We start from the raw sequence: 23,440 nt of genomic DNA on the forward strand, positions 1-23,440 counted from the left end.
AGGCGAAAATGGCGGGCGGTTCGGGCAGAAGCGTCCCCCTTGTGGCGGTGTTGAAGGGTGGGCTTTCCGCAGAGCGGGAGGTCTCTCTGGTTTCAGGGCGCGAATGTGCCCGGGCATTGCGCGAGGCGGGATATGAGGTGGTGGAGGTCGATTGCGGCCTCGATCTGGCTGCGCGACTGGCCGAGATTTCCCCTGATGTGTGTTTCAATGCCCTGCATGGCCGCTGGGGCGAGGATGGCTGTGTGCAGGGGATGCTGGAATGGCTGCGCATTCCCTATACCCATTCGGGGGTTCTGGCTTCGGCCTTGGCGATGGACAAGCAGCGCGCGAAGGAGGCTTACCGCGTGGCGGGCCTGCCCATCGTGGAAAGCGTGGTCGTGCCGCGCGAGGCGGTGGAGGCGGGGCATGTGATGCCTGCGCCCTATGTCGTGAAACCGGTGAACGAGGGGTCTTCGGTCGGGGTCTATATCGTGCGGGAGGGATCGAACGCGCCGCGACTGGCCGCCGAGATGCCTGCCACGGTGATGGTGGAGACCTATGCGCCGGGGCGGGAGTTGACGGTGTCGGTGCTGGGGGATCGGGCGCTGTGCGTGACCGACATCATCACCGATGGCTGGTATGATTATGATGCCAAGTACAAGCCCGGCGGCAGCCGCCATGAGGTGCCCGCGAACATCCCGGCCGAGATCGAGGCGGCCTGTCGGGATTATGCGCTGCGGGCGCATCGGGCGCTGGGGTGCCGGGGGCTGAGCCGGACCGATTTCCGCTGGGACGAGGCGCGGGGTCTGTCGGGGCTGATCCTGCTGGAGACGAACACGCAGCCGGGGATGACGCCCACCTCGCTGAGCCCGGAACATGCCGCGCAGGTGGGGATGAGCTTTGCCGATCTGTGCCGCTGGATCGTGGAGGATGCGTCATGCAACCGCTGAACGGGCGCCCTGTGAAGGGGCAGGCGGCCTTTGGGCAACCGTTGCGGACCGAGCCGCGCCTTTCGGCGGCGGGGCAGGGCGCGCCCCGCATGGAACGCTGGGCCGAGGCCTGGACCGAGCCCCGGATGGAGGCGAGAGGCGAGCCGCGCGGCGAGCCGCGCCCGGAGTCGCGGGGTGAGCCGCGCCCAGAGCCGCGCCCAGAGCCGCAGGGAGCGCAGCAGGGAGGCGCGCGTGTCTATCATCGCGCTCCGCGCCGCGATCCGGCGCCGTCGCGCTGGCAATACCGGATGCAGCGGCTGTGGCTGACGCCCTATTTCCGCATCCTGGCCCGGGTGGGGGTGCCGGTCTTTCTGCTGGCGATGGCGGTGGGGCTTTATGCTGGCAATGCGGACCGGCGCGCTGCGGTGGTCGGGGTCTATGAGGATCTGAAGGACAAGTTTCAGGCGCGGCCCGAGTTCCGGGTGGGGCTGATGTCGGTGGAGGGGGCGTCGCCCGAACTGGCCGAGGCGATCCGGGCGCGGGTGGATCTGCAATTGCCGATGTCATCGTTCGACATTGATCTGGATGCGGTGCGCGCGCGGATCGAGGAGCTGGACGCGGTGGCGCAGGCGGAATTGCGCGTGCGGTCGGGCGGCGTGCTGCAGGTGGCGATCACCGAGCGGGTGCCGGTCGTCCTGTGGCGGCTGGGTGACCGGCTGGAGATGCTGGACGAGGGCGGGTTCCGCGTGGCGGGGCTTGCGGCGCGGACGGACCGGCCCGATCTGCCCCTGATCGCGGGCGAGGGCGCGGATCGCGCGACGGCGGAGGCGTTGGAGCTGTTCGCCGTGGCGGCGCCGATCCTGCCGCGCGTGCGCGGGCTGGTGCGGATGGGCGAGCGGCGCTGGGATCTGATCCTTGACCGCAACCAGCGCATCCTTTTGCCCGAGGCGGATGCGGTGGCGGCGCTGGAGCGGCTGATGGCGCTGGACAAGGCCGAGGACATTCTGGCGCGCGACGTTCTGAGCGTCGATCTGAGAAATGACAACAGACCCACGCTGCGGTTGGCGCCTTTTGCGCTGAACGAACACCGCAAGGCGCAGGGCATTGATGTGAGCGGGAGCGAATTATGACCGGGCTTTACGAATCCCAGCGGGCGATGCGGCATATGCGGCGGGCGGCCATGCAGCGCGGCGTGGTGGCCGTGCTGGATGTGGGGACATCGAAGATTGCCTGTCTGATCCTGCGTTTTGACGGACCCGAACGCCTGCGCGAGGCCGATGGCGTGGGGCCGATGGCGGGGCAGTCGTCGTTTCGGGTGATCGGGGCGGCCACCACGCGGTCGCGCGGGGTGAAGTTCGGCGAGATCGCCGTGATGAACGAGACCGAGCGCGCGATCCGCACGGCGGTGCAGGCGGCGCAGAAGATGGCCAATGTGCGAGTGGATCATGTGATCGCCTGTTTCTCGGGTGCCGAGCCGCGCAGCTATGGGCTGGCGGGGGAGTGGGACCTGCAGGATTCGGTGGTGACGGAGCAGGACGTGGCGCGGGTGCTGGCGGCCTGCGATGTGCCGGACCTTGGGCCGGGGCGCGAGGTGCTGCATGCGCAGCCGGTGAATTTCGCGCTGGATCACCGAACGGGGCTGGGCGATCCGCGCGGGCAGATCGGCAATCGGCTGGCTTGCGACATGCATCTTCTGTCGGTCGAGGGGTCGGTGGTGCAGAACCTGCTTTACTGCATCAAGCGCTGCGACCTGGAGTTGGCGGGGATCGCGTCTTCGGCCTATGTGTCGGGGATTTCGTCGCTGGTGGAGGACGAGCAGGAACTGGGCGCGGCCTGCATCGACATGGGCGGCGGATCGACCGGCATCTCGATCTTCATGAAAAAGCACATGATCTATGCCGACAGCGTTCGGATGGGCGGGGATCATGTGACATCCGACATCTCCAAGGGCTTGCAGATCCCGTTTGCGGTGGCCGAGAAGATCAAGACCAAGCATGGCGGCATTTATGCCACCAGCATGGATGACCGCGAGATGATCGAGATGGGCGGCGAGAGCGGCGACTGGGAGAAGGACCGCCGCCAGATCAGCCGGACGGAGCTGATCGGGATCATGCGGCCCCGGGTCGAGGAAATTCTGGAAGAGGCGCGGTCGCGGCTGGATGCGGCGGGGTTCGAATACCTGCCGAGCCAGCAGATCGTGCTGACCGGGGGGGCGAGCCAGATCCCCGGGCTGGACGGGCTGGCGGCGCGGATTCTGGGCCAGCAGGTGCGGCTGGGCCGTCCCTTGCGCGTGCAGGGCCTGCCGCAGGCGGCCACGGGCGCGCCTTTTGCCAGCGCGGTGGGGCTGTGCCTGTTCGCGGCACATCCGCAGGATGAGTGGTGGGATTTCGAGATCCCGAGTGAGCGGTATCCCGCGCGGTCGCTGAAGAGGGCCTTCAAATGGTTCAAGGACAACTGGTAACGACCATATCCTGTGGTGACGGCGAAATCCCGCTGGTTGGAGGCAGCTGCCGCCCATATTTTGTGGCGTTTTGGTGTTTTTCGCGTGACCTGACACCCCCTTTGTGGATAGAATCGTGGATAAATTCGGATTCTTGCGCCCGGGACAGGCGCGATTAACAGCCGGGCGGCAAAAAGCGGCGGCGCAACGAACAGCAGGCGGAGTGGCAATGACCCTTAATCTGATGATGACCTCGCAGCAGGAAGAGCTGAAGCCGCGCATCACCGTCTTTGGCGTTGGCGGGGCCGGTGGCAACGCCGTCAACAACATGATCGACAAGAACCTTGAAGGCGTCGAGTTCGTGGTGGCCAACACGGATGCGCAGGCGCTGAAGCACAGCCGGGCGCATGCGCGCATCCAGATGGGGTTGAAGGTCACGGAAGGGCTGGGCGCGGGCGCGCGGCCGACCGTGGGTGCTGCGGCGGCGGAAGAGACGATCGAGGAGATCGTCGATCATCTGGCCGGGGCGCATATGTGTTTCATCACCGCGGGCATGGGCGGCGGCACCGGGACGGGTGCGGCGCCGATCATCGCGCAGGCGGCGCGGGAATTGGGCGTGCTGACGGTGGGCGTGGTGACCAAGCCCTTCCAGTTCGAAGGCGCCAAGCGGATGAAGCAGGCCGAAGAGGGCATCGAGGCGCTGCAGAAGGTGGTGGACACGCTGATCATCATCCCGAACCAGAACCTGTTCCGGCTGGCGAATGAGCGCACGACCTTTACCGAGGCCTTCGCGATGGCCGATGACGTGCTCTATCAAGGCGTGAAGGGTGTGACCGACCTGATGGTGCGCCCTGGCCTGATCAACCTCGACTTTGCCGACGTGCGCGCGGTGATGGACGAGATGGGCAAGGCCATGATGGGCACGGGCGAGGCGACGGGCGAGGATCGCGCGGTGCAGGCGGCCGAGAAGGCGATTGCCAACCCGCTTCTGGACGAGATTTCGCTGAACGGCGCCAAAGGCGTGCTGATCAACATCACCGGCGGCTACGACCTGACGCTGTTCGAACTGGACGAGGCCGCGAACATCATCCGCGAGAAGGTGGATCCCGAGGCGAACATCATCGTGGGGTCCACGCTGGATGACACGATGGGAGGCGCGATCCGCGTGTCGGTCGTGGCGACGGGCATTGATGTCAGCCGGGCCGCCAAGCAGGAGGCGCCGGTGGCGCGCCGTAGCATGGCCGCGCCGCTGCCGCAGGTGGAACAGCGCCGCGAGGTGCCGCTGACCATGCAGCAGATGGCGCCCGCACCGCAGCCCGCCCCGATCCCCGCCCCGATGCCGCAGCCTGAGCCGGTGATGCAGGCCGCGCCGGAGCCGTCGCTGTTTGATCCTGCGCCGTCCTTCGAGGCGGCGGCGGATCTGGACATGTCCGACGATCTGCCCCCGCCCGCCTATCGCCCGCAGCCCGCACCGACCCCGGCCACGGCGCCGGTGGCCGCGCGGACGACGGCGCCGCTCGATCAGGATGCGGGCAGCTTTGTCGCGCCGCGCCCGCGCGCGCCCGGAACCCCCACGCCCGAAGCGCTGGCCCGCCTGCAGGCTGCTGTCAGCAAGGCCCCCGCGATGCAGGGGCAGGCCCGCCCCGCCGCGCCCGCGCCGCGTGTGCAGGCCCCGGCCGCCAAGCAGCCCGAGGCCCCGCGCCCGCGCTTTGGCATTGGGTCGCTGATCAACCGGATGGCCGGTGGCCATGGCGAGACGCAGGGCAATGCCGTGCGCCAGCAGCCGCAGGTGCAGGGCTATGACGACGAGCCGGAGATGAGCGCGGATCAGGAGCGGATCGAGATTCCGGCCTTCCTGCGCCGTCAGGCGAACTGAGGCCGCTTCACGCAGCCTGTAACAATCGCGGAAACCCGGCCCCGAGAGGCCGGGTTTTTTCGTTGAAAATCAGGGGATTGGGTGGGTCTGGCCTCTGTCATACTCCGTCACAAAGAGTGAGTTGAGTTTGCAGGTGCAGCAACTTAGGTAAACCATGCGTTGACGGGCCGTGAGCATGGCGGGTCGCGCGGCGGACGGGTGGGGCCCGGCAGGCCAAGAAGAAATGATACGGGACGAACCGATCTTGCAACGGACGTTGAAAACCGCAGTGACCTTTACCGGCCTTGGCCTGCATGGCGGCAAGCCCGTGCGCATGACGGTGCGGCCTGCGCCGGCGGGTCATGGGATCGTGTTCCTGCGCACGGATGTGACGCAGGGCGAGGCGCGCGTGGCGGCGCTGTGGGATCAGGTGATCCCGTCCAAGCTGTGCACGCTGGTGGCCAATGCGGATGGCGTCTCTGTCTCGACCATCGAACATGTGATGGCGGCGCTGTCGGGCTGTGCGGTGCATAACGCGCTGATCGAGATTGACGGGCCGGAAGTGCCGATCCTTGACGGATCGTCCATGCCCTTTGTCGAGGGGTTCCTGCAGGCGGGGATCACGGGGCAGGATGCGGTGGTGCGCGCGATCCGCGTGCTGCGCCCGATCGAGGTGCGCGACGGTGCGGCGGTGGCGCGGCTGGAGCCTGCGGACAATCTGGAAATGGCCTTTGCCATCGAATTCGACGAAGCGGCGATCGGGCGGCAGGAAAAGCGCCTGAGTCTGGCCAATGGTGCCTTTGTGCGGGAATTGTCGGACAGCCGGACCTTCTGCCGTCAGGCCGATGTGGATGCGATGCGGGCGAATGGCCTTGCGCTGGGTGGCACGCTGGAGAATGCGGTCGTGTTCGATGGTGACCGGGTGCTGAGCCCGGGCGGGCTGCGGCATGAGGATGAACCCGTGCGTCACAAGATGCTGGACGCGATGGGGGATCTGTTCCTGGCCGGGGCGCCGATCCTTGGGCGTTATACAGGCATCCGCGCGGGCCATTCGCTGACGAACAAGCTGTTGCGTGCGCTGTTTGCCGCCCCCGATGCCTGGACGATGGTGGAAGTGGGCGAACAGACCGGGTGCAAGCTGCCGGGTGTGGGTGTCCATGCGGCGGATTTGCCGAACCGCGCCTGACGGTTGCGTGAGGCGCGAAAGCCGTTTTGCGCCCCGGATTTTTCTGTGCTAGGACGACTGCAAGAACACGGGCGCGGCGGGCATGTCTTGCCGCGTGCTAGGAATGACGTGGGGTAGGCGGAAGATGGCAGTCGTTAAGTCGGGCGCGCGGTTCCTGGGCGTGGCGTTGCTTGCCTCGGCACTGGTGGCATGCGGCGGGACGCGGGAGCCCCCTCTCGATAGCTTTACGGCCGAGGAAATCTACAAGCAGGGCGAATTGCGGCTGGCGTCGGAGCGGCGGCCGGATGAGGCGATCCGCTATTTCCAGGAAGTGGAGCGGCTTTATCCCTATTCGGAATTCGCCAAGCGCGCGCTGATCATGCAGGCCTTTGCCCTGCACAAGGCCAAGAAATACGAAGAGGCGCGGGCGGCGGCGCAGCGTTTCCTTGATTTCTACCCGGGCGACGAGGATGCGCCCTATGCGCTCTATCTGATGGCGCTGAGCTATTACGACCAGATCGACGATGTGGGCCGGGATCAGGGCGTGACCTTCCAGGCGTTGACGGGGATGCGCGACGTGATCGAGCAATATCCCGACAGCGACTATGCGCGGTCGGCGATGCTGAAATTCGAGCTGGCCTTTGACCATCTGGCCGGCAAGGAGATGGAGATCGGGCGCTATTACCTGAAGCGCGGCAATTACACGGCGGCGATCAACCGATTCCGCACCGTGGTGCAGGATTTCCAGACCACGACGCATACGGCCGAGGCGCTGCACCGTCTGGTGGAGGCCTATCTGGCGCTGGGCTTCACCCAAGAGGCGCAGACGGCCGGGGCGATCCTTGGCTACAACTATCAATCGTCGCCCTTCTATGATGACAGCTTCCGTCTGCTGAAGGGCCGGGGCCTGAACCCCGAGGCGGTGGGCGACAGCTGGCTGCGGTCGGTCTATCGCCAGATGGTCCGGGGCGAGTGGTTGTAACCTTTGGGGGGGATGGGCCGCGGGCCCATCCTACGGCAGGCCGGTGCTGCGGACGCTGGAAATCCGGGATGTTCTGATCATCGACCGGCTGGACCTTGAGTTCCGGCCGGGTCTGAACGTGCTGACCGGCGAGACCGGGGCGGGCAAGTCGATCCTGCTGGATGCGCTGGGATTCGTGCTGGGCTGGCGGGGCCGGGCGGAACTGGTGCGGCAGGGCGCGGCGCAGGGCAGCGTGACGGCGGTGTTCGATCTGCCGGTGGGCCATCCGGGCCGCGCGGTTCTGGCAGAGGCCGGGATCGAGGTGGAGGAGGGCGAGGTCATCCTGCGGCGCGTCAACACGGTGGACGGGCGCAAGACGGCCTGGGTCAATGATCGGCGCGTGTCGGGCGAGGTGCTGCGGGACCTGTCGGAGACGCTGGTGGAATTGCACGGACAGCATGATGACCGTGGGCTGTTGAACCCGCGCGGGCATCGGGCGCTGCTGGATGCCTTTGCGGGGGTTGATGGGACGGCGGCGCGTGCGGCGTGGCGGGCGCAGGCGGCGGCACGGGCCGATCTGGCAGAGGCAGAGGCCGCGCTGGCGGCGGCGCGGAAGGAAGAGGATTTCCTGCGCCATGCGGTGGCCGAGTTGGACAAGCTGAACCCCGCCCCGGGCGAGGAGGCGAGCCTGGATGCCCGCCGCCGCATGATGCAGGGCGCGGAGAAGATCCGCGCCGATATCGCGCGGGCGCATCAGGCGCTGTCGGATCAGGGGGCGGAAGGGTTGATGCGGGACGCTGCCCGCTGGCTGGACGGGGCGGCAGAGCGCGCGGAGGGGCGGCTGGAGGGGGCGCTGGCGGCGCTGGACCGGGCGCTGATCGAGTTGGGCGAGGCGCAGCAGGGGGTGGAGGAGTGCCTCGCGGCGCTGGATTTCAACCCGTCGGAGTTGGAGGCCATCGAGGAGCGGCTTTTCGCGATCCGGGCGCTGGCGCGCAAGCATGGGGTTTTGCCCGATGATCTGGGCGGGTTCGCCGGGGACTTGCGGGTGCGGCTGGCGGCGCTGGACAGCGGTGCCGCGGGGATCGCGGCCAAGGCCAAGGCGGTGGTCCAGGCGGAGGCGGCCTTCGCGGCGGAAGCGGCGCGGCTGACGGCGGCGCGGCGCGCGGCGGCGGGGCGGCTGGATGCGGCGATGGCGGCGGAACTGGCGCCGTTGAAGATGGAGCGCGCGGTGTTTGCGACCGAGGTCGGGCCGGGCGAGCCGGGACCCGAGGGGGTGGATGCGGTGACCTTTACCGTGGCGACCAACCCGGGCGCGCCGTCGGGGCCGCTGAACCGGATCGCTTCGGGCGGGGAATTGAGCCGGTTCCTGCTGGCGCTGAAGGTGTGCCTGACGGGCGATGCGCCGGGGCTGACCATGATCTTTGACGAGATCGACCGGGGCGTGGGCGGGGCCACGGCGGATGCGGTGGGGCGGCGGTTGAAGGCGCTGGCGGAGGGCTGTCAGGTGCTGGTCGTGACCCATTCGCCGCAGGTGGCGGCGCTGGGGGCGTCGCATTGGCGGGTGGAGAAGCGGGTAGCGGGGGATGTGACCCTGTCGACGGTGACGGCGCTTTCGGCGGCGGACCGGGTGGAAGAGGTGGCGCGCATGCTGGCCGGGGATACGGTCACGGATGCGGCGCGGCAGGCGGCGCGGGCGCTGCTGTCGGCCTGAGCAGGCGACGGCAGGCTGTGCCATGATTTTAGGCGACAAGGCATGATCTGAGCGCATGGCTGCTTTCGCAGTTGCGGCACTACTATGCTGCGCTGCGGCATCCTATCTTCCGGGCATCGGCAGAAAGGAAACGAAAATGTTTGAACGTGTGAAAGAGTTCATCCGCGCCTTCCACATCCCCACGGCGGCTGAGCTGGAGCGGGAATATCTGAACGGCGCGTCCAACCGCGTGGACCTTGAGTTCCGCCAGCGGCAGATTGATCGCGGCCTGTTCCGGCGCTTTGACGGCTAATCGGCCAGAAGCGACAGCTGGGCGGCCAGCGCCTGCCAGCCTTGGGGCGTGGCGGCGAGGGTTGCAGTCAGCACAAGGGCACAGCGGGGCAATTCTGCCCCGCTTTCGTTTTGCGCGCCGGTCACCACATAGCGCTGGGTGACCAGCGCGGCGCCGGGGCCGAGCGGCCGGAGGCGCAGCTTTCCCTTCACCAGACGCGCGGCGCGGAACACACCTGCGAATTCGGCCGCGAGCGCGGACTCGATGGCGGTGCGGCCTTCGGCATATTGGCCGGTCGGGGTGATGAGATCGGCCTCGTCATGCAGGAGCGCGGCGAGGGCGGGGGCATCCTGCGCAGCGAAGGCGGAGGCGAAGGCGCGGGGGAAATCTTCGGGGGTCATCGGGGGCGTCCTGCTTTGGACGGCAGGATAGGGGAGGCGCGCGTCAGGCGCCAGCGACGCGGGCGAGGGCGGGGGCGAGATCGCCATAACCGGTCACTCTCCGCTCATAGGCGAGGCCGAGGCGGGCGGCGCAATCCTGCGCCTTGGCATCCAGCGCGGGATCGTCGGTCTGGGCCTGATAGACGAGCTTGGTGTAATGGCCGAAATACATGTCGCGCAGTTCGGGATGGCGGTCGAGCCCCATGGGCCGCCAGACGAAGGCATCGAACTGGCGGACGAGGAAATCGGTCAGGTAGAAGGCGGTGAATTCGGTTTCGGCGAGCGCGGCGAAAGCGGCGTTGCCTTCAAAAAACGAATAACAATGGGGGCCTTCGATCATCTCGACGCCCAGTTCATTGCACTTTTCCTGCAAAAGCCCGCCTGTGCCGCAATCGGCGTAGACGATGAAGAGACGGTCGTAATTCGCGCGGTGCTGGGTGACGGCGGCCGCTACGGCGGCGGGGATGCGGTCAGGCCAGAGGTGGAGATTGGCGGGCAGGCATTGCAGATCGAGGTGATCCCAGCCGTTCATCCGCTTCAGCGCCACGATTTCATGGGCCAGCGCGCCACAGGCGATGAGCAGCACGCGTCCCGATGCCATGTCTTGCGCCGTGAGGGCGAGGCCCTGTTCGGTGAGGGTTTCGTCGTCGAGTGTGGCGGGGCCTAGCGCCATTGCCGCGCGCCGAGGATCAGGCTGCCGGCGAGGGCGGCAAGACCCAGCGCGACGAGGGGCAGATCGGCCCAGACGGCCACGCCGATCGTCAGACCCGCGGCGGCGATGACGAAGGCGATGAGGGCAAGGAAATGGGTGAGCGGCATCATGGGCAGCGTCCTTTCCCGATCAAGATGGCGCGATGCGGCGGGAAAGCCAAGGGTTGGTCGCGGAAGGGTGATGCGGGGGCAGAAGCCCTGTCACCCCCTCCCCGACCCTCCCCCGTGACCGGGGGAGGGAGAAGGCAGCGTCAGGCGCTGATCTGGTTGTGCTTGCGGGCGACGAACTGCTTGGCGGTTTCCACCGCCACGGCGGCATCGCGGCAATAGGCATCGGCGCCGATGGCGCGGCCGAATTCTTCGTTCAGCGGGGCGCCGCCGACGAGGACGATGTAATCGTCGCGCAGGCCCTTTTCCTTCATCGTGTCGATGACGACTTTCATGTAGGGCATGGTGGTGGTCAGCAGCGCGGACATGCCGAGGATGTCGGGTTTTTCGGCTTCCAGCGCCTCGATGTATTTTTCGACCGAGTTGTTGATGCCAAGGTCGAGCACTTCGAAGCCTGCGCCTTCCATCATCATGGCGACGAGGTTCTTGCCTATGTCGTGGATGTCGCCCTTCACGGTGCCGATGACCATCTTGCCCATGCGCGGGGCGCCGGTTTCCACGAGGAGCGGCTTGAGGATGGCCATGCCGGCCTTCATCGCGTTGGCGGCGAGCAGCACTTCGGGCACGAAAAGGATCCCGTCGCGGAAGTCGGCGCCGACGATGGTCATCCCGGCGACGAGCGCCTTGGTGAGCACGTCATAGGGGGTCCAGCCGCGTTCGATGAGGATGTTGACGCCTTCCTCGATCTCTTCCTTCAGACCGTCGTAGAGGTCGTCATGCATCTGCAGGACAAGCTCGTCATCGGAAAGCTCGGACAGGATGATCTCGTCTTCGTCGGCCATGGTGGCGGTCCCTTTGGGGTAGAGGTTCGCATTCTGCATGATCCGAAAGCGGCATGCAGACTTATCGGTTAGCGACATGCCCCGAATGAAAGCCGACAGCAAGGGGTCGCGGGTGAAAGGGGCGTGACATTTGTTCATGTTATGTTCTAGTTTGGCGGCATGGAAAAGGCCGATGGGGTGTTGCCGGGGCGTCGGGTGCGGGCGCGGGGGGTGCTGTCGAATGCGGCAGGGCGGTTCGAGGCGCATGGGGTGGCGGGCTTTGACGATGGGTGGGGGCCGGGGGAGGCGCGGCTGGTCCGCACGGAGGTGCGGGTGGAGCGGGCGCGGTCGGCCTTGAGTTGGAACCGTTCGCCCGATCTGCCCTTTGACCGGTCGGTGAACCCCTATCGGGGGTGCGAGCATGGCTGCGTCTATTGTTTTGCGCGGCCGAGCCATGCCTATCTGAACCTGTCGCCGGGGCTGGATTTCGAGACGAAGCTGATCGCGCGGCCCGGCATCGGGGCGGTGCTGGCGCGGGAGTTGCGGGCGAAGGGGTATCGCTGCGCGACCGTGGCGATCGGGACGAATACCGATCCCTACCAGCCCTGCGAGGCCGAGTGGCGCGTGATGCGCGAGGTGGTGGAGGTCTTGGCGGGCTGCGATCATCCGCTGGCGATCACCACAAAGGGGACGCTGATCGAGCGGGATCTGGACCTGCTGGCGCCGATGGCGGCGAAGGGGCTGCTCAGGGTGGGGGTGTCGGTCACCACGCTGGATGCGGGTCTCGCGCGGCGGATGGAGCCGCGCGCCGCGCTGCCCGCGCGGCGGCTGGAGGTGATCCGGCGGCTGGCGGCGGCGGGGGTGCCGGTGCGGGTGATGGTGTCGCCGGTGATTCCGGGGCTGACGGATCACGAGATGGAGGCGATTCTGGCGGCGGCGCGGGATGCGGGGGCGGTCGGGGCGTCATGGATCATGCTGCGGTTGCCGCTGGAGGTGGCGGGGTTGTGGCGCGAATGGCTGGCGGCGGCAGAGCCGGGGCGGGCCGCCAAGGTGATGGCGCGGGTGCGCGAAGCGCGGGGTGGCAAGGATTACGATGCCGAATGGGGCAAGCGGATGCGGGGCGAGGGGCTGTTTGCGCGCCTGATCGCGCAGCGGTTCGACAGGGTGGTGGCCCGGCTGGGGTTGGCGCAGGCTTTGCCTCCGCTGCGTTGTGATCTGTTCCGGCCCCCGGTGTTGCCGGGGGATCAGTTGCGGCTGTTCTAGAGCGCGCGCCAGCCGATATCGCGGCGGCAGAAGCCTTCGGGCCAGTCGATGGCATCGACAATGGCATAGGCGCGCGCCTGAGCCTCGGCCAGGGTCGCGCCGCGGGCGGTGACGTTCAGGACGCGGCCCCCGGTGGCGGTGATCTGACCGTCGCGGGCGGTGGTGCCGGCGTGGAAGACCATCTGGGACGAGGTTTCGGGCAGGGCGTCGAGGCCGCGGATGGCGGAGCCTTTGCTGTAGCGGCCGGGATAGCCCTTGGTGGCCATGACGACGGTGAGGGCGTGATCATCGGCCCAGTTCACGCGCGCCTGATCGAGGCGGCCTTCGGCGCAGGCGAGAAGCAGGTCGAGCGCCTGCGCCCCGAGGCGCATCATGAGCACCTGACATTCGGGATCGCCGAAGCGGGCGTTGTATTCCACCAGCCGGGCGCGGCCCTGTTCGATCATCAGCCCGGCATAGAGGACGCCCTGATAGGGCGTGCCGCGCCGGGCCATTTCGCGGATGGTGGGCAGGACGATTTCGTCCATTGCGCGCTGGGCGATGGCATCGGTCAGGACGGGGGCGGGGGAATAGGCGCCCATGCCGCCCGTATTCGGGCCGGTGTCGCCATCGCCCACCCGCTTGTGATCCTGTGCAGTGCCGATGGGCAGGGCGTGGGTGCCATCGGTGAGGATGAAGAAGGAGGCCTCTTCGCCCTGCATGAATTCTTCGATCACCACTTCGGCGCCTGCCGCGCCGAACTCGCCGCCGAACATGTCGTCGATGGCGGCGAGGGCCTCGTCCAGCGTCATGGCGACGATAACGCCCTTGCCTGCGGCGAGGCCGTCAGCCTTGATGACGATGGGGGCGCCTTGGGCGGTGACATAGGCGCGGGCGGGGGCGGCCTCGGTGAAGCGGGCATAGGCCGCCGTCGGGGCGGCGCAGGCGTCGCAGATTTCCTTGGTGAAGGCCTTGGACGCTTCGAGCTTTGCTGCTGCCGCCGAGGGGCCGAAGGTGAGGAGGCCGGCGGCGCGGGTGGCATCGGCCACGCCTGCGGCGAGGGGGGCCTCGGGGCCGACGATGACGAAGTCGATGGCGTTTTCTTCGCAGAAGGTGACGACGGCCTGGCCTGACAGGATGTCGATATCGGCACATTCGGCAAGCTGGGCGATGCCCGCATTGCCGGGGGCCACGATCAGGCGGTCGGTCTTGGGGTTCTGCTTGACCGCCCAGGCGAGGGCATGTTCGCGGCCACCGGAGCCGAGGATGAGGATGTTCATGTGCTGCGACCCCTGCTGATGGCTGGGCTATAGGGGCGGGGGGCGTTGGGCGCAAGCGAGGTGGTGGGCGGGGGGCGAAATCTGACGCAGATTTCGCGGCGATTTCTGCACGCAGAAATCGGGCGTGAAGGGCGCGCGGTGGGGGGGCGGAATTTACGCCAAATTCCGCTGCGATTTCTGCGACAGAAATCGCTTTCGGGTTTTCGTTGTCGGGGGCGCGGCTTAATCTGCCGTGCAAGCAAGGGAGATGCGCATGGACCTCTTTGAGGACGCCCCGGCCCCGCAGGGCAATCAGCCGGAATACACCGTGTCGGAGTTGTCCGGCGCGGTGAAGCGGGTGATCGAGGGGGAATTCGGTCTGGTGCGCGTGCGGGGCGAGGTGGGGCGGGTGTCGCGGCCGGCCTCGGGGCATCTGTATTTCGATCTGAAGGATGACCGCAGCGTGATTGCCGCGATCTCCTGGAAGGGGCAGTTGGCGCGGATGCAGGTGCGCCCGGAAGAAGGGATGGAAGTGGTCGCCACAGGGCGGATGACGACCTTTCCGGGGCAGTCCAAGTATCAGCTGATCGTCGAGGATGTGGCACCTGCCGGGGCGGGCGCGCTGATGGCGATGCTGGAGAAGCGGCGGGCGGCGCTGGCGGCGGAGGGGCTGTTCGATGCCGCGCGCAAGAAGGCGATCCCGTTCCTGCCGGGGGTGATCGGGGTGGTCACATCACCCAGCGGTGCGGTGATCCGCGATATCCTGCACCGCCTGCGCGATCGCTTTCCGCGCCATGTGCTGATCTGGCCCGTCGCCGTGCAGGGGCAGGATTGCGCGCCGCAGGTGGCCGCCGCGATCCGGGGGTTCAACGCGATCGAACCGGGCGGGCCGGTGCCGCGCCCGGACCTGATCATCGTGGCGCGCGGCGGCGGGTCGCTGGAAGACCTGTGGGGGTTCAACGAGGAGATCGTGGTGCGCGCGGCGGCGGCGTCGCGCATCCCGCTGATCTCTGCCGTGGGGCATGAGACGGATACGACGCTGATCGACTTTGCCGCCGACCGGCGCGCGCCCACGCCCACTGCGGCCGCGGAGATGGCGGTGCCGGTGCGGCTGGAACTGCTGGCGGCGGTCGATGGGTTGGGCGCGCGGGCAGTGCGGGCGGCGGTGGCGGGTGTGGGTTTGCGCGGGCAGCGGCTGCGCGATCTGGCACGCGCGCTGCCGCGGGCGGAGGCCTTGACGCAAGGGGCGGCGCAGCGGCTGGATCTGTGGGGGGGGCGGCTGGGGGCCGCGCTGGGGATGGCGGCCGCGCGCAAGCGGCAGGTGTTCGAGGCGCGGGCCGGGCTGGTGCGGCCGGAGTTGCTGCTGGGATTGGTGGCGCATCGGCGGCGCGATCTGGCCGAGCGCGCGCGGGGGATGGAGATCGCACTGGAGCGGCGGCGCGAACGCGTCGCGGCCCGGGTGGAGGTTCTGGGCGAGCGGTTGTCGCCCGCGCTGGCCCGGATGATCGCCGGGGCGGAACGGTCATCGCGCGACGGACGGGCGCGGCTGGAGGCGCTGGGGCTGCGGCTGGACGCGGCGCCTGCGGCGCGTCTGGAACGGCTGGCGCAGCGGCTGGAGGCGCTGGACCGTACGCGGGCCACGCTTGGCTATGCCGAGACGCTGCGGCGCGGCTATGCCGTGGTGCGGGGCGACGGGGCGGTGGTCACGACCAAGGCCGGGGCCGAGCGCGCGGGCGCGCTGGAGATCGAATTCGCGGACGGCCGGCTGCTGCTGGGCGGGCGGGCGCGGGCGCGGAAGTCGGGCGAGGGGCCAGAACAGGGCAGCCTGTTCTGAGCGATGCGATCCTGTCCCGGGAATGACCCGGGACATCCGGGCTTCGCACCCGTGGCGCGACGGGTTGGGGAAGGCGCCGGGTCAGGCGCGGGGGATCGCGGTCGGATCCGTCAGGCGCCGATGTCGGGGCCGGGGCAGTTGAGCGGCGTGGTGCTTTGCGCCACCTCGGACAGGGCGGTTCCGCCATCGGCGCCCATGAAGATGGCGCGCAGGCCGCCCGCTTCGCGGAAGAAGCGCCAGCACTGTGCCTCGGGGTCGTTGTCGTAGAGAAAGCAGATGTTGCCCTGATCTTCGAACCAGTGGCCGTACTGACATTCGTCTTCGGTGAAGGCCCAGATGACGCGGCGCCCGGGCAGGTATTGTTCGGACCCCCAGACCACACCGTCCTGCGCGAAGGAGAGGGTCTTGCCGGTGGCGTAGGCCTCGAATTCGGTGGCCGTCATCGGGGCGTCGGCGATGGGCGTGGCCTCTTGCGCAAGGGCGGGGGTCACGAGGGCAAGGCAGAGGGAGAGGGTGGCAAGGCGCATGGTGGCTCCGATCAGGCGGGGGGACCATGCCAGAGCGCGGGCGGTTTGGCGAGTCACGTCGCGGTGGGGGGCGGGGTGGTGAGCCGGGCGAGGTGGGGTTTCATCAGGCGGCGCCAGAGCGGCGGGATGAGCGCGAGCGTGCAGGCGACCGGCAGGGGCCAGGGCAGGCGCGGGGCATCGTCGGGCAGGCGCAGGGCGGGGTAGGGCCGGGCGGGATGGGCGTGATGGTCGGAATGGCGCGGGGCGTTGAGGAGGAGGGCGGAGGAAAACCAGTGCGCGGTGTTCCACGAGTGCCGGGCGTTCACGGGTTCGGGTCTGCCATCCGGCCCGGTGGCGCGGGTCAGGCCGTAATGCTGCACATAATCGGACAGATGGATCTGGATCTGGGCATGGGCGGCGAGGATGAGCCACAGAAGGACCCCGCTCCAGCCGCCGATCAGGGCCGCGAGGGCGAGGGCGGCGGCGGCGATGCCTGCATAGAGCGCATAAGGGTGCGGGCCGGGCTGCGCCTTGCGGCGGCGCAGGTCGGTTTCGGCGGCAAGCCCCGCCCGGAAGGCCCCGATCGAGGCGCGGGGGAGATAGCGCCAGAAGCCTGTGCCACGGCGCGCGGTGGCCGGGTCCAGCGGCGTGGCGACATGGCGGTGGTGGACAAGGCGATGGCTGGAGGCGTGGTGACCGATCAGCATCCAAGCATAGACCCAGATGCCTAGCCTGACATGGCGGCGGGCGGGGCGGTGGATCAGCTCATGCGCCGCAGGGTGGGCGATCTGGCCGAGCCAGAGGCCGGTGGCGGCGATGAGGGCAATCTTTTCGGCGGGGCTGAGGGTGGTGCCGGTGGCGCCGAGTATGGCGAGCGGCGGCAGGGCGAGGGCGAGGAAGGCCAGAAGGACAAGGAGGCTGTCGGCGGCGGGAAACTCGGCCCCTTCGGATGCGTCGCTTTCGACCAGCGGCAGAAGCTGGTCGAGGAGCGCGGAGAGGAGCGCCATGTAGGCAAGGCCCGCCCAGAGCCACAGGCCGCCCATCGCGAGTCCGAGCGCGATGAGCGCGACGGGGGCAAGGGTGGCCGCCGCGAAGGCGGCCATGGGAAGGGGGGAACGGGCAGGGCTACTCATGACACGGGGAAGATAGCACCGGGGAGGGGAGGCGTCACCGGGGTGCCTTTGTCGCAGGGGCGCGGCGGGGGGGCGGGGTGTCGGGCGGCGCATGGGTATTTGGGCCAAGGTGAAAGGGCGGTCGCGAAGGCGGGCGCGTTCGGGTGGAAGGGTGTGGGACAGGCAGGCACGGGTGAGGCGTTTGCAAGATGGGGGCGGGCGCATCTGGGAAGACGGGTGCCGTTGCAGGGGCGGGCGGGGCGCCGCCCAAATGGTGGCCGTGTCGGGGTGATGGCCGGGGCAGGGGTTGGGTGTCATGGGCGGGGTGTTGTGATCCATGGGGCGGTGCAGGGCGCAGGGCGTGGCATGTGGCGACGGATTCTCTCGCGGGTCTGGTCCCTGCGCTTGGGCGGGGCGGCAAAGAGGCAGGACGGGGGCGTGCCGGTCTTTGGCCGGGATCGGAGGCGGGCGCCTGAGAGCCTTGCGTTCGAGGGTCTGGCATTTGCCTTGCGGGTTGGAACAGGGGGCTGGGTTTTGCGAGCGTAACGCTGTGCCGGGCATGGGGACGTGCACATGGATTTGGCCCCCGTGATCGCAAGTCCGGCGGATGGGTGTGTGTCCCAATCTCGCTTCGCGGCGCGATGCGCAGGTGAGAGGCCAATGCGGGGAGCCTGATCGGAGGTGGGACGGAAGGGCGGGGATCGGCGCCATCCGGGATCGGTGTTTGCAGGCCGGTGGCCGGGGTGGCCGGCGTGATCGCCCCCGGTTTGATCCCCGCGTCGGGCGCGACGCTGGGTTGGTTTCGCGACCTCTGCCCCCCTGTGGGATGCGGGGACAGGGGAGGTTTTTGCGGATCCCGGACTGCCCCGCGGAATTTGCCTGTGGTGCGGGGGGCGGGCCATGCTGTCCCTGCCCGGAAGGGGCGGGGCTTTCGGCAGTGGGGCTGTGGGGGAGGCTGTGCGGGGCAGGAATTTTGCAGGCAGGCTGCGGCCCCGCTTCCGTTCACGCCCATAAGGGATTGGGTGACAAAGACGGCCACTGGCGGAAAGGGGCGGTATGTCCCTTTTCAAGAACATGTCCTTTTTCAAGACACTGCGCGACCGGATGTTCCGGTCTTCGGACAAGATCGGCTAGGGTCTGGAGGCGCTGGTCGGGGACGCGGAGAGCGCGGCGGAGAGGGGGTGGGGCATGTGGCGAATTTTTCTGCTGTGGCTTGTGTCGGCGGGTGTCGGCTGGGCTGCGGAGACGTTGGAGAGGGGCAAGCCGGTCTTTGCCATGGACAGGTCATCACCCCTGAGAGCGTTCCACTTGCCCGGGGGGCTGGACCCCGGGGGGCGGCTGTTGCGGGTGCAAGTCAATTCCGGGTTTGTCGATGTGCCCACCGACGAGACATATGTGATCGTCAGCCATGCGGATGGGCGTGCCCCTGTTTTCCGGTTCGAGGCGCGGCAGATGAACATGTGGGGCAAGATGCAGCGGCGTCGGGGTGGGGAGCGGACCTTGACGGAAGCAGAGACGGCAAGGCTGCGGTCGGTTGTGGCAGAGATCGGCATTTGTGGCGCGACGGCAGAGAAGGGTGACGTTGTCGATACCGGTTCCTTCCAGCTGGAATTCGTGAATGAGGATCGCTACTGCCACCTGTCCCGCTTGCACGATGCCCCGATAGAGGTGGATTGGAGGATCGTGGACCTGCTGGCGGAATTCGCATGGGGCGAGGACCCGGGCTATGACGATCTGGCGGCGTCGGTCCCCTGACGGCGGCGGGCTATGGTTGGCAGGACGCCGGAGGGCAGGCATTTGCTTAGCAGGAATTTGGAGGGCAGGCTGCGGCGCGCGCTTCCGTTCCTGCGCGTAAGGGATTAGGTGACGGGCAAGGCCATCGGCGGAAAGGGGCGGCATGTCCTTCTTCAAGAAACTGCGCGACCGGATGTTCCGGTCTTCGGACAAGATCGGCGAGGGTCTGGAGGCGCTGGTCGGGGACGCGGAGAGCGGGGGCGCAGATGCGTCTTCCTCGGCGTCTTCCTCCGGGCCTGCCCCTGCTTCCGCCCTTCCTTCCGTCCCTGCGCCGCCCTCTGCGCCTTCCCCCGCGGCGCCGACCGCAGCAGAGGCGCCGAAGCCCGGCCTTCTGGGGCGGATCTTCGGGGGTGGCACGGCGGCGGAAGAGCCGCGGCGGCTGGTCGATGATGCGATGCTGGAGAGCCTTGAAGAGGTTCTCATTCAGGCCGACATGGGTGTGGAGACCGCCGTCCGGGTGACCGCCAACATCGCGGAGGGGCGGTTCGGTCGGCGCATTTCGACCGCCGAGTTGAAGGCCGCGCTGGCGGGCGAGGTGGCGCGGATAATGGAGCCCGTGGCGCGGCCCCTGCCGATCTACCCCAAGCGCCCGCAGGTGGTGCTGGTGGTGGGGGTGAACGGATCGGGCAAGACCACGACGATCGGCAAGCTGGCCAGCCAGTTCAAGGCGGCGGGGAAATCGGTGGTGATTGCCGCGGGTGACACGTTCCGTGCGGCGGCGGTGGAGCAGTTGCAGATCTGGGGCACCCGGGCGGGCGTGCCGGTGCTGACGGCGCCGGAAGGATCTGATCCCGCGAGTCTTGCCTTTGACGCGCTGACACAGGCGCAGGCGCAGGGGGCGGACCTGCTGCTGATCGACACGGCGGGGCGGTTGCAGAACCGGGCCGACCTGATGGAGGAACTGGCCAAGATCGTGCGGGTGATCCGCAAGGTGGATGCGACCGCGCCGCATAACACGCTCTTGGTGCTGGATGCGACGACGGGGCAGAATGCGCTGTCCCAGGTCGAGATCTTCCGCAAGATCGCGGATGTGACCGGGCTGGTGATGACCAAGCTCGACGGCACGGCCAAGGGCGGTGTGCTGGTGGCGCTGGCGGATCGGTTCGGGCTGCCCATCCATGCCATCGGCGTGGGCGAGCAGATCGACGATCTGGCGCCCTTTGACCCCGAGGATTTCGCGCGCGCGCTGGTGGGCTTGGACGCCTAGGAGCCGTGACGGACTGGCTTTTGTCCATCGCCGGAACGCCTGCCGGGATGTCGCTGGCGATGGGCTTGGCGCTGACCTCGGCCATGGCGCATGCGGTGTTCGGGGCCTTGCAGAAGGGGCAGCATGACCCGTGGCTGTCGCGGGCGTCGATCGACATCTGGATCATTCTGTTCAGCCTTCCCGTGGCGCTGTTTGCCGTGCCTTGGCCGCAGGGGTTTGAATGGCTGGTACTGCTGGGGGCGCTGGGCATCCATTTCGCCTACAAGCTGACCATGGCGCTGGCCTATGAGCGGGCGGCCTATACCGTGGTCTATCCGGTGGTGCGGGGGACGGGCCCCCTCGCGACGCTGGCCTTTGCGGCGCTGTTTCTGGGCGAGGGGTATGGCGCGGTGCAATGGGGGGGCGTGGCGCTGCTGTCAGGTGCGATCCTGCTGCTGGCGGGGGTGAACCTGCGCGGCGTGCGCATTGGACGTGCGGCGCTGCGGGCGGGGCTTGGCTGGGCGCTGGCGGGGGGGCTGCTGGTGGCGGTCTATACCACATATGATGCCTGGGGCATCCGGCTGACGCCGGATCCGTTCACGTTTCTTGCGTGGTTCTTCCTGATCACGGCGGTGGATTTCCCCATGCTCATGGCCGCGCGGCTGATGCGGGGGCGGGCCGTGCTGCCGCCCCTGCGGCCCCTGATCCTGCGGGGGGTGGTGGGGGCCTTGGTGGCCTTTGTCAGCTTTGGCGGCGTGATGCTGGCCACGCGGCTGGGCCGGGTGGGCGAAGTGGCCGCGCTGCGCGAGACTTCCACCGTCTTTGCCGCGCTGATCGGCTGGGCGGTGTTGGGCGAAAAGGTGGGCGCGCTGCGGGCTGCGCTGATGGGGCTGATTGCGCTGGGGGCGATCCTGGTGCAGATCGGGTAGGACAGGAAAAGGACGGAAAGAGGCCATGACCGACAGGACGCCGGAAAAGAAGGTGAACCCTGGGCTGAAGCTGGCGCTGGAACTGGGGCCGGTGGCGCTGTTCTTCGCGGGCTATGTGATGCTGAAGGACCGCGTCTTCAGCATCGGTGGCACGGAGTATGACGGCTTCATCGTGGTGACGGCGCTGTTCATCCCGCTGATGCTGGTGACGACGGGGCTGATGTGGTGGCTGTCGGGCAAGCTGTCGAAGATGCAGGTGGCCACGGTGGTGCTGGTGGTGCTGTTCGGGGGCATGTCGGTCTGGCTGAATGACGAGCGGTTCTTCAAGATGAAGCCCACGATGATCTATCTGCTGTTCGGGGCGGTGCTGGGCTTTGGCCTGTTGCGCGGGCAGAGCTATCTGCGGCTGGTGATGGAAGAGGCGCTGGCGCTGCGGCCAGAGGGGTGGATGATCCTGACCCGGCGGCTGTGCGCGTTCTTCTTTGCGCTGGCGGTGGCCAATGAGGCGGTGTGGCGGCTGATGTCCACCGAAGCTTGGGTGAATTTCAAGACCTTCGGGCTGACGGCGGCTTTGTTCGTCTTCTTCATGACGCAAGGCGGGCTGCTGGCGCGCTACGGGACCGAGGACGAGAAGAAGGAGTGAGGCTCGGGTAGGATGGGCCACCACCGCGCCGCGGCGTCGCGGCGCGGTGGCAGCCCATCCTACGGGGCGTCGCTTGACGCGGCGCTCAGTGGGGCAATGAAAAAGGGCGGCCCGAGGGCCGCCCTTTCCGCATCCTGTGCCGAGGCTCAGGCCAGGGCGAGGTTCGTTGCGGATTCGCGGCCCTGGCGATCGGTTTCCAGATCGAAGGTGACGGCCTGGCCGTCATTCAGGCCGCGCAGGCCTGCGCGCTCCAGCGCGGTGATGTGGACGAACACGTCCTTCTTGCCGCCTTCCGGGGCGATGAAGCCGAAGCCTTTGGTTGCGTTGAACCATTTCACGGTGCCGTTGGCCATCGTGAGATCTCCTGTCTTGGTGTGCCACCCGCAGGGTGCGGTGGCTTGGCTCAGGGTCGTGTCAAGGTCGCGTCTGACAGCCCGAGGGAAGACAGAAGGTCGAAAGATCGAATAAAGCCTGCAACCCATGCGCCCTTTGCCGGGGGATAGCAAGGGAATTCGTCCCCGCGTGGCAGAAGGGCGGCGCTTTCGTGCCGCCCTTCCGTGTATTTTTTGGGGCACCTGTCGCTCAGCGCTTGAACAGGATTTCCTGCGCCTTGCGGTCGGTCGTGTTGTTGTTGCGCATCTCTGCGCCCACGGCGGAACCCTTCTCGAAGGCGGGGCGGGCGGCGAGTTCGTCGAGCCAGCGCTTGAAATTGGGCTTGTCGTCCAGCGTCTGCTGCTGGCCCTGCCAGCCCATCGCCCAAGGCCAGATCGCGAAATCGGCGATGGAGAGGAAATCGCCTGCGGCGTAGCGCGTCTTGGCCAACTGCTTGTCGAGCACGCCGTAAAGCCGGCCCACCTCGCGGCGGTAGCGGTCCTTGGCGTAGGGCAGGTCATGCGGCGGGTCCATCGACGGGGCATAGGTCAGGAAGTGATGCGCCTGTCCCGCCATGGGGCCGACGCCGCCCATCTGCCACATCAGCCATTGTTCCACCGCGGCCTGTTCGCGGGCGTTCGATCCGCCGAACTTGCCCGTCTTGCGCGCGAGGTATTGCAGGATCGCGCCGGATTCGAAGAGCGAGATGGGGGCGCCGTCGGGGCCTTCGGGATCGGTGATGGCGGGCATCCGGTTGTTCGGCGCGATGGCGAGGAATTCCGGCTTGAACTGGTCGCCCGCGCCGATGTTGACGTAGTGGACGGTGTAAGGCAGGCCCATTTCCTCGAGCGCGATGGTGATCTTCTTGCCGTTGGGGGTGGGCCAGTAATGCAGGTCAATGGGGGCGGTCATGGCGGCTCCTGTTCTGTGCTTTTGAGAATGTTGCGGCTGGGGCGGGGCAGAACAAGGCGCAAAATGCGCCACACTCCTGTGCGCTGGTGCAACGTGGGGATGGGCTGGCGACGGGCTGGCTACTGGGCCGTTACTGGGCGTTGACCTTTGGCGTCGAGGGGCGTATCGGGCGGATGTGGCGCTTTGTTACCGGATTGCGGGCCACGTTAAACAAGCCGCTAAAGAGGTGAGGGGATTTCGCCCCGGCACCTCTGGGTTTG

The 23,440-nt window shown here is 67.8% G+C and carries 23 protein-coding genes and 1 riboswitch; of the genes, 14 read left to right on the forward strand and 9 right to left on the reverse strand.

The features are described from left to right. Positions 1-8 precede the first annotated feature (8 nt). From GU920_RS11035 to GU920_RS11070, 8 genes are all read left to right on the forward strand, one after another. Positions 9-929, forward strand: coding sequence for a D-alanine--D-alanine ligase (locus GU920_RS11035; protein WP_161767061.1), 921 nt, complete (start codon positions 9-11; stop codon positions 927-929). A 125-nt stretch (positions 930-1,054) separates the two neighbouring features. Beyond that, positions 1,055-2,038: a cell division protein FtsQ/DivIB gene (locus tag GU920_RS11040; protein WP_161767364.1), complete on the forward strand. Its 984-nt coding sequence runs from the start codon at positions 1,055-1,057 to the stop codon at positions 2,036-2,038. Continuing rightward, on the forward strand, positions 2,035-3,369 hold the full coding sequence (ftsA, locus tag GU920_RS11045) for a cell division protein FtsA (protein ID WP_161767062.1): 1,335 nt from the start codon (positions 2,035-2,037) through the stop codon (positions 3,367-3,369). The genes GU920_RS11040 and ftsA overlap by 4 nt, the downstream gene beginning before the upstream one ends. Positions 3,370-3,577: 208 nt before the next feature. Then, positions 3,578-5,224 (forward strand): cell division protein FtsZ, encoded by a 1,647-nt coding sequence (gene ftsZ, locus GU920_RS11050; protein WP_161767063.1) that lies wholly within the window; start codon positions 3,578-3,580, stop codon positions 5,222-5,224. Positions 5,225-5,468: 244 nt separating this feature from the next. Then, positions 5,469-6,389: a UDP-3-O-acyl-N-acetylglucosamine deacetylase gene (gene lpxC, locus GU920_RS11055; RefSeq protein ID WP_161767365.1), complete on the forward strand. Its 921-nt coding sequence runs from the start codon at positions 5,469-5,471 to the stop codon at positions 6,387-6,389. A gap of 124 nt (positions 6,390-6,513) precedes the next feature. After that, positions 6,514-7,350 (forward strand): outer membrane protein assembly factor BamD, encoded by an 837-nt coding sequence (locus GU920_RS11060; protein WP_161767064.1) that lies wholly within the window; start codon positions 6,514-6,516, stop codon positions 7,348-7,350. A gap of 43 nt (positions 7,351-7,393) precedes the next feature. Then, positions 7,394-9,040 (forward strand): DNA repair protein RecN, encoded by a 1,647-nt coding sequence (gene recN / locus GU920_RS11065; RefSeq protein ID WP_161767065.1) that lies wholly within the window; start codon positions 7,394-7,396, stop codon positions 9,038-9,040. A gap of 136 nt (positions 9,041-9,176) precedes the next feature. After that, entirely contained in the window at positions 9,177-9,332 is a 156-nt protein-coding gene (locus GU920_RS11070; RefSeq protein WP_161767066.1) for a DUF3563 domain-containing protein, read from the forward strand. Here the strand turns inward: GU920_RS11070 and GU920_RS11075 are convergent. From GU920_RS11075 to GU920_RS11090, 4 genes are all read right to left on the reverse strand, one after another. Next, the gene (locus tag GU920_RS11075) at positions 9,329-9,712 is read right to left on the reverse strand and encodes an SgcJ/EcaC family oxidoreductase (RefSeq protein WP_161767067.1); all 384 of its coding nucleotides are present in this window, start codon (positions 9,710-9,712) and stop codon (positions 9,329-9,331) included. The two genes, GU920_RS11070 and GU920_RS11075, sit on opposite strands and share 4 nt — an antisense overlap. A gap of 43 nt (positions 9,713-9,755) precedes the next feature. After that, positions 9,756-10,424 (reverse strand): DUF1638 domain-containing protein, encoded by a 669-nt coding sequence (locus GU920_RS11080; RefSeq protein ID WP_161767068.1) that lies wholly within the window; start codon positions 10,422-10,424, stop codon positions 9,756-9,758. Then, entirely contained in the window at positions 10,415-10,573 is a 159-nt protein-coding gene (locus GU920_RS11085; RefSeq protein ID WP_161767069.1) for a hypothetical protein, read from the reverse strand. The genes GU920_RS11080 and GU920_RS11085 overlap by 10 nt, the downstream gene beginning before the upstream one ends. 140 nt (positions 10,574-10,713) lie before the next feature. After that, on the reverse strand, positions 10,714-11,412 hold the full coding sequence (locus tag GU920_RS11090; RefSeq protein ID WP_161767070.1) for a corrinoid protein: 699 nt from the start codon (positions 11,410-11,412) through the stop codon (positions 10,714-10,716). A gap of 159 nt (positions 11,413-11,571) precedes the next feature. On the opposite strand from GU920_RS11090, the gene GU920_RS11095 reads away from it, so the two are divergent. Next, positions 11,572-12,654 (forward strand): PA0069 family radical SAM protein, encoded by a 1,083-nt coding sequence (locus GU920_RS11095; protein ID WP_161767071.1) that lies wholly within the window; start codon positions 11,572-11,574, stop codon positions 12,652-12,654. Here GU920_RS11095 and purD read toward each other — a convergent pair. Continuing rightward, on the reverse strand, positions 12,651-13,913 hold the full coding sequence (gene purD / locus GU920_RS11100; protein WP_161767072.1) for a phosphoribosylamine--glycine ligase: 1,263 nt from the start codon (positions 13,911-13,913) through the stop codon (positions 12,651-12,653). The genes GU920_RS11095 and purD overlap by 4 nt on opposite strands. 253 nt (positions 13,914-14,166) lie before the next feature. Here purD and xseA point away from each other — a divergent pair, with 253 nt between their 5' ends. Beyond that, entirely contained in the window at positions 14,167-15,726 is a 1,560-nt protein-coding gene (gene xseA / locus GU920_RS11105) for an exodeoxyribonuclease VII large subunit (RefSeq protein WP_161767073.1), read from the forward strand. A 110-nt stretch (positions 15,727-15,836) separates the two neighbouring features. Here the strand turns inward: xseA and GU920_RS11110 are convergent, their stop codons facing one another. Beyond that, complete coding sequence (locus GU920_RS11110) at positions 15,837-16,253, reverse strand: hypothetical protein (RefSeq protein WP_161767074.1); 417 nt, start codon at positions 16,251-16,253, stop codon at positions 15,837-15,839. Positions 16,254-16,306: 53 nt separating this feature from the next. Continuing rightward, positions 16,307-17,335 carry an alkane 1-monooxygenase gene (locus GU920_RS11115; RefSeq protein WP_161767075.1) on the reverse strand — a complete coding sequence of 343 codons (1,029 nt, stop codon included), beginning with the start codon at positions 17,333-17,335 and terminating at the stop codon, positions 16,307-16,309. A 1,197-nt stretch (positions 17,336-18,532) separates the two neighbouring features. Between GU920_RS11115 and GU920_RS11120 the strand changes: the two genes are divergently transcribed. The 4 genes from GU920_RS11120 (at position 18,533) to GU920_RS11135 (ending at position 21,896) form a co-directional block, all read left to right on the forward strand. Continuing rightward, complete coding sequence (locus GU920_RS11120; protein WP_161767076.1) at positions 18,533-19,099, forward strand: hypothetical protein; 567 nt, start codon at positions 18,533-18,535, stop codon at positions 19,097-19,099. Positions 19,100-19,241: 142 nt separating this feature from the next. Beyond that, a complete protein-coding gene (ftsY, locus tag GU920_RS11125; RefSeq protein WP_161767077.1) occupies positions 19,242-20,345 on the forward strand; it encodes a signal recognition particle-docking protein FtsY in 1,104 nt (367 codons plus the stop codon). A gap of 5 nt (positions 20,346-20,350) precedes the next feature. Then, entirely contained in the window at positions 20,351-21,253 is a 903-nt protein-coding gene (locus tag GU920_RS11130; RefSeq protein WP_161767078.1) for an EamA family transporter, read from the forward strand. 25 nt (positions 21,254-21,278) lie between these two features. Further along, entirely contained in the window at positions 21,279-21,896 is a 618-nt protein-coding gene (locus GU920_RS11135) for an inner membrane-spanning protein YciB (protein WP_161767079.1), read from the forward strand. A 146-nt stretch (positions 21,897-22,042) separates the two neighbouring features. Here the strand turns inward: GU920_RS11135 and GU920_RS11140 are convergent, their stop codons facing one another. Further along, positions 22,043-22,249 (reverse strand): cold-shock protein, encoded by a 207-nt coding sequence (locus GU920_RS11140; protein WP_161767080.1) that lies wholly within the window; start codon positions 22,247-22,249, stop codon positions 22,043-22,045. Positions 22,250-22,478: 229 nt separating this feature from the next. Beyond that, positions 22,479-23,180: a glutathione S-transferase N-terminal domain-containing protein gene (locus GU920_RS11145; protein ID WP_161767081.1), complete on the reverse strand. Its 702-nt coding sequence runs from the start codon at positions 23,178-23,180 to the stop codon at positions 22,479-22,481. 165 nt (positions 23,181-23,345) lie between these two features. Next, a riboswitch (SAM riboswitch) is annotated at positions 23,346-23,423 on the forward strand. Positions 23,424-23,440: the final 17 nt, after the last annotated feature.

This window comes from Paragemmobacter ruber, from assembly GCF_009908315.1.
Classification (GTDB): domain Bacteria; phylum Pseudomonadota; class Alphaproteobacteria; order Rhodobacterales; family Rhodobacteraceae; genus Paragemmobacter; species Paragemmobacter ruber.